Origin of the sequence: Pseudomonas putida, assembly GCF_001976065.1 — a bacterium.
In the GTDB taxonomy this organism is placed as follows: domain Bacteria; phylum Pseudomonadota; class Gammaproteobacteria; order Pseudomonadales; family Pseudomonadaceae; genus Aquipseudomonas; species Aquipseudomonas serbica.
This window is the reverse complement of sequence record NZ_MNAH01000007.1, coordinates 87,353-102,455: the sequence shown is the minus strand read 5'-3', so window position 1 is coordinate 102,455 and position 15,103 is coordinate 87,353. Positions and strand designations below refer to the sequence as shown.

General features: G+C 63.2%; 13 protein-coding genes. 7 read left to right on the top strand and 6 right to left on the bottom strand.

From position 1 onward, the window contains the following. Positions 1–6 precede the first annotated feature (6 nt). Genes BKX96_RS22470 through BKX96_RS22460 form a run of 3 tightly spaced genes read right to left on the bottom strand, consistent with a single transcriptional unit; the run spans position 7 to position 3,334 of the window. Positions 7–807: an aldolase/citrate lyase family protein gene (locus BKX96_RS22470; protein WP_077185507.1), complete on the bottom strand. Its 801-nt coding sequence runs from the start codon at positions 805–807 to the stop codon at positions 7–9. 14 nt (positions 808–821) lie between these two features. Then, the gene (gene rhmD, locus BKX96_RS22465) at positions 822–2,006 is read right to left on the bottom strand and encodes an L-rhamnonate dehydratase (protein ID WP_077185506.1); all 1,185 of its coding nucleotides are present in this window, start codon (positions 2,004–2,006) and stop codon (positions 822–824) included. Positions 2,007–2,038: 32 nt separating this feature from the next. After that, entirely contained in the window at positions 2,039–3,334 is a 1,296-nt protein-coding gene (locus BKX96_RS22460) for an MFS transporter (RefSeq protein ID WP_077185505.1), read from the bottom strand. A 124-nt stretch (positions 3,335–3,458) separates the two neighbouring features. Here BKX96_RS22460 and BKX96_RS22455 point away from each other — a divergent pair, with 124 nt between their 5' ends. The 6 genes from BKX96_RS22455 (at position 3,459) to BKX96_RS22430 (ending at position 10,728) form a co-directional block, all read left to right on the top strand. Continuing rightward, complete coding sequence (locus BKX96_RS22455) at positions 3,459–4,400, top strand: LysR family transcriptional regulator (protein ID WP_046817928.1); 942 nt, start codon at positions 3,459–3,461, stop codon at positions 4,398–4,400. A 175-nt stretch (positions 4,401–4,575) separates the two neighbouring features. Beyond that, a complete protein-coding gene (locus BKX96_RS22450; RefSeq protein ID WP_077185504.1) occupies positions 4,576–7,407 on the top strand; it encodes a xanthine dehydrogenase family protein molybdopterin-binding subunit in 2,832 nt (943 codons plus the stop codon). Continuing rightward, positions 7,400–7,939, top strand: coding sequence for a (2Fe-2S)-binding protein (locus BKX96_RS22445; RefSeq protein ID WP_046817930.1), 540 nt, complete (start codon positions 7,400–7,402; stop codon positions 7,937–7,939). Before BKX96_RS22450 ends, BKX96_RS22445 begins: the two co-directional genes overlap by 8 nt. Before the next feature lie 2 nt (positions 7,940–7,941). Continuing rightward, positions 7,942–9,174 carry a c-type cytochrome gene (locus BKX96_RS22440; RefSeq protein ID WP_046817931.1) on the top strand — a complete coding sequence of 411 codons (1,233 nt, stop codon included), beginning with the start codon at positions 7,942–7,944 and terminating at the stop codon, positions 9,172–9,174. Between the two features lies 1 nt (position 9,175). Then, a complete protein-coding gene (locus BKX96_RS22435) occupies positions 9,176–10,147 on the top strand; it encodes an XdhC family protein (protein WP_077185503.1) in 972 nt (323 codons plus the stop codon). Between the two features lie 272 nt (positions 10,148–10,419). Beyond that, complete coding sequence (locus BKX96_RS22430; RefSeq protein ID WP_046817933.1) at positions 10,420–10,728, top strand: hypothetical protein; 309 nt, start codon at positions 10,420–10,422, stop codon at positions 10,726–10,728. A gap of 18 nt (positions 10,729–10,746) precedes the next feature. Here BKX96_RS22430 and greB read toward each other — a convergent pair whose 3' ends face one another. From greB to BKX96_RS22415, 3 genes are read right to left on the bottom strand one after another with little or no spacing between them, the layout of a single operon-like run. Further along, on the bottom strand, positions 10,747–11,244 hold the full coding sequence (gene greB / locus BKX96_RS22425) for a transcription elongation factor GreB (RefSeq protein ID WP_046817934.1): 498 nt from the start codon (positions 11,242–11,244) through the stop codon (positions 10,747–10,749). Between the two features lie 36 nt (positions 11,245–11,280). Next, a complete protein-coding gene (locus tag BKX96_RS22420; protein WP_077185502.1) occupies positions 11,281–13,785 on the bottom strand; it encodes an ABC transporter permease in 2,505 nt (834 codons plus the stop codon). Continuing rightward, positions 13,785–14,468 carry an ABC transporter ATP-binding protein gene (locus BKX96_RS22415; protein ID WP_046817936.1) on the bottom strand — a complete coding sequence of 228 codons (684 nt, stop codon included), beginning with the start codon at positions 14,466–14,468 and terminating at the stop codon, positions 13,785–13,787. Before BKX96_RS22415 ends, BKX96_RS22420 begins: the two co-directional genes overlap by 1 nt. A 10-nt stretch (positions 14,469–14,478) precedes the next feature. On the opposite strand from BKX96_RS22415, the gene BKX96_RS22410 reads away from it, so the two are divergent. Further along, complete coding sequence (locus BKX96_RS22410; protein WP_046817937.1) at positions 14,479–15,084, top strand: arylesterase; 606 nt, start codon at positions 14,479–14,481, stop codon at positions 15,082–15,084. The last annotated feature ends 19 nt before the right edge of the window (positions 15,085–15,103 follow it).

The following is a 15,103-nucleotide window of genomic DNA, read 5'->3' as shown; positions in this document are numbered from 1 at the left end:
GACTGATCAGTAGGTGCGCGACGGCGCTTGTTCGGTGGCCGGTGTACGGTAGCGGGCGAGGGTGGCCATGGCGCTCTGGCGCAACAGACTGATATCGATCGCCACTGCGATGAACTGACAGCCCCAGCCCTGATAACGCCGCGCGTCTTCTTCATTCGGTGCGAGGATGCCGCAGGCCTTACCGGCCGCCAGCGTTGCATTGACTGCGTATTGAATTTTTTCCTGAACTTGCGGGTGACCGGGGTTGCCGGCATGGCCCAGGCCGATGGACAGATCCGCAGGTCCGATAAACACCGCATCGACGCCTTCGACGGCGGCGATCGCTGCGACGTTTTCGACGCCGAGCCGCGATTCCACCTGCACGATCAGACACAGCTGTTCATGGGCGGTGTCCAGATAATCCGCCACCCCGTCCCAGCGTGTGGCGCGGGTCAGGCCGCCACCGACGCCACGGATGCCGTGGGGTGGGTAACGCATGGCGCGCACCAGGGCCTGGGCCTGTTCGGCGGTTTCGACCATGGGGATCATCAGTGTCTGCGCGCCGATGTCCAGCAGCTGCTTGATCAGATTGGCGTCGCCATTCACGGCGCGCACGATGGGTGCGGTGGGGTAGGGCGCCACGGCCTGCAATTGCGCGAGTACGCCAGGTACGGTGTTTGGCGCGTGTTCACCGTCGATCAGCATCCAGTCATAACCGGTGGTGGCGACGATCTCGGCGGCGTAGCCGGTGGCGAACCCGGCCCATATGCCGTATTGCGGCGCGGGTTTTTTCAGGGCGGCCTTGAAAACGTTGTGCGGCATGTTCATCACGAACTCCTGGCTCAGCGGCTATAGGGCCGATGCAGTTGGCATTCCGGGTTGAGGGTCACGCCGAATCCCGGCTGGTCGAGTGCCGACAAGCGCATGCGGCCGTTGACCGGTACTGGTTCACCGAGCAATTGCGGGTGGAACATCGGCACCACTTCGTCGGCCTTCGGCGCCATCATCAGGAATTCGGCGAACGGGCTGTTATGCCGGGTGGCCACGAAGTGATAGCTGTACACCGACGAGCCGTGGGGAATGACCAGGGCGTTGTGGGCGTCGGCCAGGGCCGAGATCTTCACCAGTTCGGTGAGGCCGCCGCACCAGCCGACATCCGGCTGGATGATGTCGCAGCAGCCCATTTCCAGCAGCATGCGGAAGCCCCAGCGGGTGGCTTCGTGTTCGCCGGTGGTCACCAGCATGCCTTTGGGTACGTTGTTGCGAAGCGCCGCGTAGCCCCAGTAATCGTCCGGTGGCAGGGCTTCTTCGATCCACTTCAAGCCATGTTCGTGGGCGCCGATCGCCAGTTTGGTGGCGTAGTTGAGGTCCAGGCTCATCCAGCAATCGAGCATCAGCCAGAAATCCGGGCCGACACGCTCGCGCATGGTCGCCAGTTCTTCGAGATTCTTGCGCAGGCCTTCCTCGCCCTCAGCCGGGCCATGGTGCAACGGCATCTTGCCGCCGATGAAACCCATTTTCTGTGCCAGGTCCGGGCGGGCGCCGGTGGCGTAGAACTGCAATTCATCACGCACGGCGCCGCCGAGCAACTGGTGCACCGGTTCCTGGCGGATCTTGCCGAGCAAGTCCCACAGCGCCAGGTCGACCCCGGAAATCGTGTTGATCACGATGCCTTTGCGCCCGTAATACAGGGTCGATTGATACATCTGGTCCCAGATCTTTTCGATGTCGGTGACTTTCGCGCCTTCGAGGAACCGTGCCAGGTGTTTCTCGACGATGTAGGCCGCCGGCTCGCCGCCCGTGGTCACGGCGAAGCCGATAGTGCCGTCACTGGCTTCGATCTCCACCACCAGCGTGCCCAGCACGTTGATGCCGAAGGTGCGGCGGCTCTGGCGGTACTCCGGGTATTTGCTCATCGGCGTGGCAATGTGATCGTCGATCCAGTGGCCGTCCGCCTGGTCGTGATAATCCGCGCCGCCGCCTCGCAGGGTAAAGGCGCGGACGTGCTTGATGGTTGGAATGCCCATGGTGTGATTCCTTTTTTTAACGGCGGTCAGGTTTAAACGGTAGCCGGTTTGTTCGAAGCTTTTTGCCCGGGAGCGCGGACGCCCAGGATCAGCAACGCGGCGATGACAGTGGTGGCGGACAGTAGGTACAGGCCGGCTGCCGGAGAATGGAAGGCGCCTTCGGCCCAGTTCTTCAGTACCGGGGCGATAAAGCCGCCGAGGGCGCCGAACGAATTGATCAGGGCAATACCGGCTGCCGCGGCGCTGCCGGCCAGGTAGCTGGAAGGGAAGGTCCAGAACACCGGTTGCACGGCGATGAAGCCGGATGCGGCGAAGCACAGGGCGACGATGCCCAGGAACGGACTGCTAAAGGTCACCGAGCAGGCTATACCGGCGGCGGCCATCAGCAGGGTCAGGCTGGCGGTGCGGCGGCGTTCGCCGGTGCCGTCGCTGTAGCCGGGAATCAGATAAGCGGCCACCAGCGCGCAAATCCATGGGATCGCCGTGACCAGCCCGACCATCAGCCCGACCTTGGTGCCCAGCAAACCGCCGACCTGGGTGGGCAGGTAGAACACCACGCCGTAGACGCTGGCCTGGATCAACAGGTAGATCAGGCACAGGTACAGCACCGAGGGCTGGCAGATCACGTTGAGCAGGCTGCGACCGTGGTTCTGTTTGTGGCTGTCTTCCTGGTCGAGCAGGCTTTGCACTTGCTGGCGCTCTTCGACGGTCAGCCACTTGGCATCGGCCGGGCGGTTGTCCAGGTAGAAGTAAGCCCAGATGCCTACCGCCGTGGCCATCAGGCCTTCAACGGCGAACAGCCACTGCCAGCCGTGAAAGCCGACAAAACCATCCAGCTCCAGCAGCAGGCCGGACAACGGGCTGCCGAAGATGAACGCCAGCGGCGCGCCGAAGTAGAAGAAACCCATCGCCTTGCCGCGCACGGCGCTGGGGAACCAGTAGGTGAGGTAAAGGATCACGCCGGGGAAAAATCCGGCTTCGGCCACGCCCAGCAGAAAGCGCAGGATGTAGAAGCTGGTTTCGGTGTGGGCGAACACCATGGCCGCAGAGACCAGGCCCCAGGTGACCATGATCCGGCACATCCACAGACGCGCGCCGACGCGGTGCAGGATCAGGTTGCTCGGCACTTCGAGCAGCGCGTAGCCGACGAAGAACACCCCGGCGCCGAAGGCGAAGGCGGCATCGCTGATATTGGTGTCGGCCTGGAAGGCTTGCTTGGCGAACCCGACGTTGGCGCGGTCGAGGAAGGCCATGATGTACATCAGCAGGAGAAACGGGAGCAGCCGCCAGGAAATCTTGGCGAGCAGGGGCGCGGGTAGAGTCTTCATCGCGGTTTTCCTTTGGTAGGGCATTTGTTCTTATGGGGAAGACTGTACGGCCGCTGATCGATGCGTTACAAATCGAATCTAGCTAACAACTGATACCTTCAGGGTATCGATAACAAGGCCCGCCATGACCACGCCCATTATCTCCCGCAGCCTGCTCAACCGCCTGCGCTACAAGCATCTGCACATGCTGGTGACGCTCAATTCGAGCCAGAACCTGCACCGCGCTTCGCAAAGCCTGAACATGTCGCAGCCGGCCGCCACCCGCATGCTCCATGAAATCGAAGACATGTTTGGCTGCGACCTGTTCGAGCGTTTACCCCGGGGCATGCGACCGACGGCGCTGGGCCAGGAGCTGATTCGCTTTGCCGAGTCGGCCATCAGTGGCCTCGACCGCTGTGCCGAGGACCTGATAGCGCGGCAACAGGGCGGTTACGGTTATCTCTCGATCGGCACCATCATGGGCGCGGCGCCGGACCTGGTGATGGATTCTATTGCCGAGATCAAGGCGCTCAACCCGCAGCTGCGGATTCGCATCATGGGCGACACCAGTGACCAGGTGATCCAGTTGCTGGAGCAGGGCCGCATCGACCTGGCCATCGCCCGACGCAATGCCGCCACCGACAGCGAGCACTACGAATTCGAACAACTGGGCAACGAGCGCCTGCTGGTTGTGGTGCACGCCGGCCACCCGCTGGCCCGGCGCGAGACACTGGAGATGGCCGAACTGGTCAATGGCTGGCCGTGGATCCTGCAGCCGGAAACCAGCCCAGCGCGCATTGGCCTGGATCAGGCCTTGCAGCGCCTGGCCTTGCCGCTGCCGGCGGACATCATCGAATGCAGCTCGGTGTATTCGATGCAGCAATTGATTCAACTGACCGATGCGATCATGGTCCTGTCGGAAACCGCATTGCGTGACTACCTTAAAATGGGTTTGGTGGTGGCGTTGCCGGTTGAGCTGGATGTGCAATTGGCGCCTTTCGGATTGTTGTTGCGCAAGGGCGAACACATCAGTCGGGAGTTGGGCCTGTTCATCAATCTGCTGCGTCGAAAAGCCGCGGTTTTTTGATTTTCTGGTCAGTTTTTTGTTTTCCGCGAGCGCATAAACCTTTAAAGTTAACCTTTCGGTCAGCTTTGCACTGTCATCACAGCCCTTTGCTTCGTCAAAGAGGGCTTCTGCAAGACTCGAGATTTCCAGTACATAACCAGAAGGGCGGACCCCATGACCGCCCATAGGATGATCCATGTCCAACCGTGAAATATCCCGGCGCTCGTTCCTCCAGGGCGGGCTGGTGGCGGGTGTGAGCGTGACGCTTACACCGCTCAGCAGCCAGGCGCTGGCAGCCTTGATGGAAAACAGTGTGACCGTGCCGTCCGAGCAGTGGCTCGGCAACAACGGCAAGGCGCGCGCCCGTAACGATGCCTTGTCCAAGGTCTGCGGCAGCAAGGTCTTTGCCCGCGACATCCGTGCCAAGGACATGCCGGGGTGGCCGCAGCAGCAAGGTCACGCCATGCTGCTGAAAACCATCAAGGCCGACCGCATCTACGCAGGCTATGACCTGTCGTGGCTCGGCGCCCAATTGCAGCCTGACCGCATCGTCACCGCCGCCGACCTGGAGAAAGACGGCATCGTCTTCCCGGAAGAGCACGCGCCGGATCCGCTGTTGCCAGAGGGCAAGGTACCGATGTTCATCGGTCATCCGGTGGCAATCCTGATCTGGAACGACTTCGAGCGTTTCCGCCAGGCCAAGGCCCAGCTCAAGTTCAATGACAAGGCGATTCGTTACGGTGCCCAAGTGCCGTACTACGAAGGCGATCCCTACGGCAGCTTCCGCTATGTGCGCGTGGGCGGGCCGACCTCGGCGGACGAAGACGAATTCGCCAGCCTCAAGGACTCGATCCTGTTTCCGATGCTGAAAAACCGTCGCCCGGTGTGGAATTCCCAGCCGAACCTGCACGGCAACCTGACCGAGCGTGGCCTGTTCTATGCCGACCGCATGAAGCAGCAAATCGATACGCCGCCGGACAACTGGCTGGTGTTCGACGAGCGCTACAAGACCCCGTCGATCGAGCCGGCTGCGATGGAACCGGACAACGGCAACGGCTGGTACGACCCGGCGACCAAGACCCTACACTTTGTCGTGGCGACACAGTGCCCGCTGGAAACCGCGACCGAGACTGCGAAGATGATCGCGCCGTCGCGTTTCGGCTTGGCCAACTTGAACATGCACCCGGGTTACACCGTCGGTTACGGCTCGAAAGACCACAACATTTTCGTCTACTACGCAGCCTTGGCGGCGTTGTATGGCGCCGGTGTGCCGGTGCGCCTGGCCAACGATCGCTACGAGCAGTTCCAGAGCGGCATCAAGCGTCACCCGTTCGATATCCGTTATCAACTGGCCGTGGACAAGACCGATCACAGCTTCAAGATCTTCCGCGCCGAGATGAGCGTCGACGGTGGCGGCCGGGTCAACTACAGCCCGTCCGTGGCGGCAGTAGGCGCCACGGCGGCGCAGTCGATCTACTACATGCCGCAGAACGACCTGCAGGTCACCGCCTACCATTCGCGCGCGGTGGAAGCCGGGTCGATGCGTGGCTACGGCACCCTGCAGAGCATGGCGTCGACCGAGATGATGGTCGATGAAATCGCCAATCGCCTGGGCGTCGATGCCATCGAATTGCGCCGCAAGAACGCCCTGCGTTCGGGCATGAAAAACACCCAGGGCGCGGTGCCGGCCGGTGCCTTGCGCCTGCACGAAATTCTCGACAAAGCCGCGGTTCACGAAGTCTGGAAAAACCGCAACGCGATCAAGCAACAGCGCGAGGCTGCCGACCCTGATAACTGGTACGGCGTCGGTTTCGCCATTTGCCAGAAAGACTTCGGCACCGGTTCCGAAGCGCCGATGGCCAGCATCGAATACACCGTTGACGGTCGCATCACCCTGCGCCACATCGGTATCGAAATCGGTACCGGCATGTCCACCTCCCAGGCGATGGTGGTGGCCGATTTCCTCGGCAGCCCGGCGCACGAAGTGAAGACCGGCGAAACCGAATGGAATGAGCTGCAACTGATCAGCGGTGGCAACCCGTACATCATGAGCCAGGCCGAGCAGGATAACTTCCTGCGCAACCCGCGCTGGGTCGGCAAGGTCGCGTCGGCCTCGTCGGCGACCAACTCCGCCTACTACTTCAGCCACGCCACCCGTGAAGCGGCGCGCGTGCTGTTCAACCACGGCCTGTGGCCGGCGGCGCTGGAGATCTGGCGACAAGGCCCGTACGGCGGCCAGGCCAACCCATACGTGGTGCGCCGTGAAGACGCTCATTGGGTCGACGGCAAACTTACCGCCAACGGCATGGAACCGCTGCCCTTCGAAGTGTTGGCCAAACGTGCCCACGAGCGCGGCCTGGTCACCGGTGCCACGGTGCACGGCTTCAACCGCTGGAGCTGGGCCGAGGCCGAGTTCAGCATCGATGGCGTGCGTGAACGCCTGCCGCTCGATGGCCTGGCGGTCAAATACGGCGACGGTGCGCCGAAGGCGAAGAAAGCGCAGATGAGCAGCGCCGGTTTCCAGCTGCTGGATCGGCAGAACATCGCCTACCCGGCGACCCAGTTGAACAACGCGGCGGTGACCTACTACAGCCCGGTGGCGACGCTGGTGGAAGTGAAGGTCAACAAAGGTTCCAACGAAGTGTCGGTGCTCAATCACCACTCGTGGGTCGAGTGCGGCCGGGTGCTGGTGCCGGAACTGGTCAAGGGCCAGGTTGAAGGCGGCATCGCCATGGGCATCGGGCATGCCTTGATGGAAGAAATGCCGCTGTACGAAGGTGGGCCGGGGGAGGGCGACTGGAACTTCAACCGTTACCGCCTGCCGATGGCGCGGCACGTGGCGGTGTGGAAACAGACCGCGGAAATCCTCCCGCCGCTGTCGCCAAGCGACCCGTCCAAGGGCATCGCCGAGGTGGTGATGATCCCGGTGGTCGGCGCCATCGGCAACGCCGTGGCCCACGCCATCGGCAAGCGCGTTCGCGACCTGCCTATCACTTCTGCACGCATCAAGGAGGCCCTCAATGGCTAACCGTCCGCTTCAACTGACCCTCAACGGTCAATCCGTCGGCCCGGTGGACATCCCTGATGACCTGCCGATGATCGACTATCTGCACGAATACAAGAACCTCACCGGTTCGCGCCTGGGCTGCGGCCAGGGCATCTGCCATGCCTGCGTGGTGATCGTCGACAACCCCGACGGCACCAGCGAGGAAGTGCGCACCTGCATCACTGGCGCTCACTATTTCGAGGGCAAGAAAGTGCGGACCATCGAAGGTCATGCAAGCCGCGACGAGCAGGGCAAGGTCACCGAGCTGAACCCGATCCAGCAGCGCTTCGTCGACGAATTCGCCTTCCAGTGCAGCTATTGCGCACCGGGTTTCGTGAATGCCGCGACGGTGCTGGTGGAAAAGCTGCAGCGTCAGCCGATCGTCAAGAGCCAGCTGGAAAAGGTCATTGAGGACAGCCTCGGTCATCACATCTGCCGTTGCACCGGATACGTGCGCTACTACAGCGCCACGCGCAACGTGCTGACTGATCTCGGCCTGGTCAAGGAGGGTTGAGCATGAAGCATCTACTGACCCGTCTGACGCTGGCGGTGGGCCTGGCCGCGCCTGTGTTGCTGGCGCAGGCGGACGATCAAGTGGTTCGCGGGGCTTACCTGGCCCGCGCCGCCGACTGCATGGCCTGCCACACCGCACCGGGTGGCGCGCCCTATGCCGGCGGCCTGCCGATCGTCTCGCCGTTCGGCACGATCTACGGCACCAACATCACCCCGAGCAAAGAGCACGGCATCGGCCTGTACAACGATGACGAATTCTTCGCGGCGCTCACCGAAGGCAAGCGGCGTGACGGCGCCAACCTGTATCCGGCGATGCCGTACACCTCGTATCACCTGATGCCGCGTGAGGATTCCGACGCGATTCACGCCTACCTGAAAACCGTCGCGCCGATCGAACGTGCCGCGCCGGTCACCAGCCTCAGCTTTCCGTTCAACGTGCGCCTGGGCCTGATGGGCTGGAACATGATGTACGGCAAGGACGTGAAGCTGGAATCGGCTGAAGGCAAGAGCGAAGCCTGGAAGCGTGGCCAGTACATGGTCGACGTGCTCGGCCACTGCGGCGAATGCCACACCCCGCGCGGTTTGCCTGGCGCGATGCAGCAGGACAAGCGCATGACCGGTGGCATTCTCAACGGCTATCTGGCCCCGAGCCTGCTGGCCACTGACCTGGCAGCGCGCGGCTGGAATCAGCAGGACCTGAGTTCGTTCCTCAAGCACGGCATGAGTGCCCAGGGCACCATGTTCAACGAGATGTTCCCGGTGTTCCATAACAGCACCCAAGGCCTCAACGACCCTGATCTGGCGGCAATGGCAACCTTCCTGCTCGGTGATCAGCCACCGGCGGCGAAAGTATTGACCGACGTGCCAATGGACCAGCTCAGTGCCAGTGCCCAGCGCGGCCGTCAGGACTACCTGAACGTGTGTGCCGGTTGCCACGCGCCAGGGGGCGAAGGCAAGCCGCACATCGCCGTGGCCATGCGTGGCAACACCACCTTGCGCCTGGAAGACCCGCGCAACCTGGTGCGGGTGATCGACGATGGCATCGGCGAGCAGAAGTTCGCAGGCTTCGAGCACATGCAACCCATGCCGGGTTTCGCGCAGAAACTTGGCGACGAGCAGCTGACCGATCTGCTGAATTACCTGCGCCAGGGCTGGGGCGGTCAACCGGGTGACCTGGCCTTGAGCGATGTGCAGAAGCTGCGTGCCGATGCGCCGCTCGAGCACAAGGCACACTGACATGCAGCATCTGGATCTGCAGGTGGTGCGGCGGGCGCTGGCGTGGTCGATGGGCGGGCGGCGTGTCTGGCTGTGCACCGTGCTTGCCACTTATGGCTCGGCGCCTCGTGCGCCGGGTTCGTTGCTGGCGGTGAATGCAGAAGGGCAGTGGATCGGCTCGCTATCCGGAGGCTGTGTCGAGGAGGACTTCCTCGAGCGCGTCGCCGAAGGTGCTTTCGAGCAAGCGGTCAGCGTCGTGCGCTACGGCGAAGGCGATGACCCGCGCTCGCGAGTCAGCCTGCCCTGCGGCGGCGTGCTTGAGGTGCTGGTGGAGAAGCTGGAGCCCGTCTGTGAGGTGCAGGCGCATCTGCGAGAGCTGGAATCGGCGCTGTTGGGTCGGCGTCGGCTGATCCGAGAGGTCGACCTGGCCAGCGGCGCGCGAAGTCTGCTGGATGATCGCGAGCAAGGTGTGCGCGTCGAGCGCGAGATCGATCGCGTCAGGCTGCGTATCGGCGCCGCGCAGCGCCTGTTGCTGGCCGGGTATTCCAGTGTGGCCCAGGCCTGCGCGGAGTTTGCCGTGGGCCTGGGTTTCGAGGTGATTCTTTGCGACCCGCGGGATGAAGTGCTGGAAGGCGTGGTGCTGGAGGACGTTGAGATTCGTCGTCAACTGCCGTCGGTGTTCATCGCCGACGGCGGCTGCCACAGCGACACGGCGGTGGTGGCGCTGACCCACGACCCGCGCATCGATGACCTGGCGATGATGGAGGCGGTGCGCACCGACGCGTTCTACATCGGCGTGATGGGTTCCCTGCAGACCTCGCAAAAACGCTTCGAGCGGTTGCGGCGCATTGGTGGATTGGGGGAGGCGGAACTGGCGCGGATCCATGCGCCCATCGGGCTGAACCTGGGCAGCAAGACGCCGGCGGAAATCGCCTTGGCAGTGCTCGCCGATATCCTGCGAATTCGCAGCGGGATCGCTCGCGATCGCCTCTGATGCAGGCCCTGTCAGGGGCAAGGCTGGTTTGGAACGAGGCTCGTCGCTGGATTGGACGAGCCTTTTTTGTTGGGCGTCATTCTTGACACTGTCCGGTCAGCTTCTCTAGGATGCTGCCCATGCGCCGATTTAAACAGCTACTTGCGGGGCGCCAGGTGACTCATCCAGTTGCCGACAGAAGCTTGAAACAGGCTTCGAAATACCGCTAAAGCGCTGGTTCGGTGTTGCCTCTCACCTGCCATGCAGACTTTTTGAGGCAGAGACACGACTCGATGAATGCACTAAACCCCGTTGTACGTCCTGCGCCGATCACGGCACATCTCACCCAGCGCAATCCAAAAATCCTGCTTGGCGGCAAACATCAGCCGACGCTCCTGCGTTACCTCGATGGCTGGCCGCGGCGTACCGGTGGGCCCGCAGCGTTCCTGATCCAGTTCGTCGAAGACGGCGAGTCCCTGGCGCGCTTTGCCGCGGACAGTTTCGATCTGGCGGTGATTCAATCGCCAAGCGTCGAAGACGCCCCTGAAATGATCCGGCAACTGACCCGCGTTGCCCGGCAAGGGCTGATTACCCGTCGCTGAGACCCATGGCGCAACGGCTTATGGATAGTCGACCGCCACGATATACACACACTGCTCACCCGTTGGTGTCTGGACCCGTACTTCGGCGTCCAGTGCCTTGCCAATGAGCGCGCGGGCCAATGGCGAGTCGATGCTGATCAGGCCCTGTTTCAGGTCCAACTCGTCCGGCCCGACAATGCGGTAGCGCGACTCCTTGCCATCCTCGTCCTCGATCGTGACCCAGGCGCCGAAATAAACCTTGTTCGGGTCGCTGGGCTTTTCACTGACGACCTTGAGCGCCTCCAGGCGCTTGGTAAGAAAGCGCACGCGGCTGTCGATCTCGCGGAGCATCTTTTTGCCGTAGGTGTACTCGGCGTTTTCCGAGCGATCGCCCTGGGCTGCCGCTTCGCTGACTGCCTGCGTTACTTGGGGGCGGCGTACGTGCCACAGTTCATGAAACTCGGCGCGCATCCGCGCCTCACCTTCGGGGGTGATCAGCGCGGTGCCGGCAGAACGGGGAGGGCGATAACGGCTCATGGCAACTTTTCTTCGAATCAGGAGCGCTTGAGTCTATCAACCCTCGCGCAGGACTGTCAGGGGGCTGGCGTTCAAGGCGCGCCGGGTGCCGAACACGCCGGCGCCGCCGATCAGCACGGCGCCGATCAATGGCAACACCAGCAGCCACGGATGCGGGTGCCAGGGCAGGTCAAAGGCGTAACGGTAGAGCACCAGGCTGACGACTTCCGAACCCAGCGCCGCCAGCAAGCCGCTGACCGCACCCAGCAAGCCGAATTCGATTCGTCGTGCCTTCACCAGCAATTGCCGCTCGGCCCCCAGTGCCCGCAGCAATGCGCCTTGGCGGATGCGTTCGTCCAGGGTCGCTTGCAGGCCGGAGAACAGTACCGCCATGCCTGCCGCCAACACGAACAGCAATACGTATTCCACCGCCAGGGTGACCTGGGCGAGGATGCTGCGCAGTTGCGCCAGCAACGCCTCGACTTGCAGGATGGTCACCGCCGGAAAACTGCGCGACAGGTCGACGATCTGCTGGTCATGCCCCGCCGCCAGATAGAAGCTGGTCAGGTAGGTGGCCGGCAGATCCTTCAAGGTGCCGGGCTGGAAGATCATGAAGAAGTTCGGTTGGAAGTTGTCCCAGTTGATCTCCCGCAGGCTGGTGACTTTCGCCTCGCGATTGGCCCCGCCCACGGTAAACACCAGATGGTCGCCGAGCTTGAGCTTCAGGCTTTCGGCAACCTTGCCTTCCACCGACACGCCGGGGATTTCATCCGGCGGTTGCTGCGGCCACCAGTTGCCGGCGGTGATCTTGTTGCCCTCGGGCAGGTTGGCCGCCCAGGTCAGGCTCAGGTCACGCTGGATCGCCCGGTCACCCGCCGATTCCTTGGTGACGATCTGCTGCACCGGTTCGCCATTGATGCTGATCAGCCGCCCCGGGACCACCGGATACAGAGGCGCCGATTTCGCCGACAACGAGATCAGGCGATCGGTGAACGCCTGTTTGTCCGCGGGCAGGATGTTCAGGGCAAAATAGTTCGGTGCGTTCTTCGGCAGCTGGTTCTGCCAGGTGTCCAGCAACTCGCCGCGAAGCAGGGCGATCAATGCCATCGACAGCAGGATCAGGCCAAATGCCAGGGCCTGCCCTGCGGCTGCCAGCGGATGGCGCAGCAATTGGCCCAGCCCCAGGCGCCAGGGCAGGGAGGCACGGGCCAGCAGGCGTCGCAGGCTTTTCAACAGCAGCAACAGCAGGCCGCCCAGTACCAGTGCCGCGACCACGCCGCCGCCGAGCAGGGCGAAGGTCAGTACCAGGTCCAGGCTCAGGCGCCACATGATCAGGCCGAGGGCGCCCAATGCGGCGCCGTAGACCATCCAGGTGCTGGAGGGAATCGGCAGCAGGTCCCGGCGCAGCACGCGCAAGGGTGGAACCCGCCCCAGTGCGGCCAGTGGCGGCAGGGCGAACCCGGCCAGGGCCACCAGTCCGGTGCCGATTCCGGCGATGGCCGGGAACAGGCCTCCGGGTGGAACATCGGTCGGTAGCAAGTCATGCAGCAGGGCAAACAGCCCCAATTGCGCCAGCCAGCCGATGACGGCGCCACTGAGGCTGGCAAGCAGACCGAGCACTGCCAGTTGCAGGCTGAACAGGATCATGGTTTCCCGACGGGACAGGCCAAGGCATCGCAACAGCGCACTGGCATCGAAGCGGCGGGTGGCGAAGCGAGTCGCCGACAACGCCACGGCCACCCCGGCCAGCAATACCGCCACCAGGCTGGCCATGTTCAGGTAACGCTCGGCCTTGCCCAGGGCGCCGCCAATCTGCCGGTTGCCATCGCGGGCATCCTGGATACGCTGGTTGGCCGCCAGGCCGGGCTTGATCAGTTGGCGATAGGTTTCCAGTGCCGAGGCATCGCCGCGCCAGAGTTCGCGGTAGCTGACCCGACTGCCGGGTTGCACCACGCCCGTTTCCTGCAGGTCGCTGAGGTTGATCAACACCCGCGGCGTCAGGCTGTAGAAGTTGCCGGCGCGGTCGGGCTCGTAGGTCAGCACTCGCGCCAGCTTCAGGGTTTTCATGCCGACGTCGATGCTGTCGCCGATCTTCAGGTCCAGCGCCGTCAACAGCCGTGCCTCGACCCAGGCTTCACCGGGTTTCGGCCCGCCACCAGATTCTTCCGGGGCGAAAGGCGCGGGGGCGCTTTTCAGCTCGCCGCGCAGGGGGTAGACGTCGTCGGCCGCCTTGATGCTGGAGAGCTGGATGCCGTTGTCGGTGGCGATGACGCTGGAGAACTCCACCACTTGCGCATGCTGCAGACCCAGCTCGGTGCCGCTCCTGATCTGTTCGGATCGCGCCGGCGAACTGCCTTCGAGCAGCAAATCGGCGCCGAGAAACTCGGTGGCACGCAGCATCATCGCGCCATTGAGGCGGGCGCCGAAGTAACCGATGGCGGTACTCGCCGCCACGGCCACGACCAGGGCGAAGAACAGCACGCGCAGTTCACCGGCGCGGGCATCGCGCAGCAACTGGCGGACGGCGAGACTGAACAGGCGCAACAGCGGCAAACGTGCCATCAAGGCTCCAGGGGGGCGACCAGCAGGCCGGCTTCAAGACGGATCAGGCGCCGGCAGCGGTGTGCCAGGCGTTCATCATGGGTCACCAGCACCAGGGTCGTGCCGCGCTCCTGGTTGAGTTCGAACAGCAGGTCGCTGATGCGCTCGCCGGTGTGGCTGTCGAGGTTGCCGGTGGGCTCGTCGGCGAACAGCACATCGGGTTCGGCAGCAAACGCCCGGGCAATCGCCACGCGCTGCTGTTCACCGCCGGAGAGTTGGCGCGGCGAGTGGGTCAGGCGTTGCCCAAGACCGACCCGCTGCAACAGCTCGGTGGCGCGGGCCCGGGCATCCTGGCGGCCATCGAGCTCCAGCGGCAGCATGACGTTTTCCAGGGCGTTGAGGCTGTCGAGCAGCTGGAACGACTGGAAGACGAAGCCCACGTGTTCGGCACGGATGCGTGCGCGCTGGTCTTCGTCCAGGTTGCTCAGGCCTTGTCCTGCCAGGGTGACTTCACCGCTGCTCGGCAGGTCAAGCCCGGCGAGCAGGCCGAGGAGGGTGGATTTGCCTGAACCGGAGGCGCCGACGATGGCCAGGCTGTCGCCCTTGTTCAGTTCCAGGCTGAGTTCGTGCAGGATAGTCAGTTCACCTTCCGCGCTGGGGACCACTTTGCTGAGGTTCTTCGCGGTGAGTATGCTTGCGCCCATGGAGAATCCGATGCGTGTGTGGTTTTTGAGTGCTGCCCTGGCCTTGATGTGCATGGCCCAGAACGCAGCGGCGGGTACAGTCCTGATCGTTGGCGATAGTATCAGCGCCGGTTTCGGGCTGGATACCCGGTCAGGGTGGGTGTCGCTGCTTGAACAGCGGCTCAAGCACGAAGGTTTCGACGATAAGGTGGTCAACGCGTCCATCAGCGGCGACACCAGTGCCGGAGGCCAGGCACGCCTGCCGGCGCTGCTTGCAGAGCATAAGCCTGACCTGGTGATCCTCGAATTGGGCGGCAATGACGGCCTGCGCGGATTGCTTCCATCACAATTGCAACAAAATCTTGCGTCGATGATTCAGCAGTCGCAGCAGGCGGGCGCCAAGGTGCTGCTGCTGGGCATGCAATTGCCGCCCAATTACGGCGCTCGATATACCAAGGCCTTCACTGAGGTCTACAGCAACCTGGCTGACGAGAAAAAGATCCCGTTGGTGCCATTTTTCCTCGACGGTGTGGGCGGTCATCCGGACTTGATGCAGGCCGATGGCATACACCCGACAGCCGGGGCCCAGGACAAGTTGCTGGAAAATGTCTGGCCTACGCTAAAACCGCTGTTATGACACTTTTCTAGGAGCAGGC

Bases quoted from the DNA above. Each gene is read 5' to 3' on its own strand.
- rhmD (WP_077185506.1), bottom strand. From the start codon at position 2,006: ATGGGCATTCCAACCATCAAGCACGTCCGCGCCTTTACCCTGCGAGGC.
- BKX96_RS22460 (WP_077185505.1), bottom strand. From the start codon at position 3,334: ATGAAGACTCTACCCGCGCCCCTGCTCGCCAAGATTTCCTGGCGGCTG.
- BKX96_RS22435 (WP_077185503.1), top strand. From the start codon at position 9,176: ATGCAGCATCTGGATCTGCAGGTGGTGCGGCGGGCGCTGGCGTGGTCG.
- BKX96_RS22440 (WP_046817931.1), top strand. From the start codon at position 7,942: ATGAAGCATCTACTGACCCGTCTGACGCTGGCGGTGGGCCTGGCCGCG.
- BKX96_RS22420 (WP_077185502.1), bottom strand. From the start codon at position 13,785: ATGGCACGTTTGCCGCTGTTGCGCCTGTTCAGTCTCGCCGTCCGCCAG.
- greB (WP_046817934.1), bottom strand. From the start codon at position 11,244: ATGAGCCGTTATCGCCCTCCCCGTTCTGCCGGCACCGCGCTGATCACC.
- BKX96_RS22415 (WP_046817936.1), bottom strand. From the start codon at position 14,468: ATGGGCGCAAGCATACTCACCGCGAAGAACCTCAGCAAAGTGGTCCCC.
- BKX96_RS22450 (WP_077185504.1), top strand. From the start codon at position 4,576: ATGTCCAACCGTGAAATATCCCGGCGCTCGTTCCTCCAGGGCGGGCTG.
- BKX96_RS22470 (WP_077185507.1), bottom strand. From the start codon at position 807: ATGAACATGCCGCACAACGTTTTCAAGGCCGCCCTGAAAAAACCCGCG.
- BKX96_RS22445 (WP_046817930.1), top strand. From the start codon at position 7,400: ATGGCTAACCGTCCGCTTCAACTGACCCTCAACGGTCAATCCGTCGGC.
- BKX96_RS22430 (WP_046817933.1), top strand. From the start codon at position 10,420: ATGAATGCACTAAACCCCGTTGTACGTCCTGCGCCGATCACGGCACAT.
- BKX96_RS22455 (WP_046817928.1), top strand. From the start codon at position 3,459: ATGACCACGCCCATTATCTCCCGCAGCCTGCTCAACCGCCTGCGCTAC.
- BKX96_RS22410 (WP_046817937.1), top strand. From the start codon at position 14,479: ATGCGTGTGTGGTTTTTGAGTGCTGCCCTGGCCTTGATGTGCATGGCC.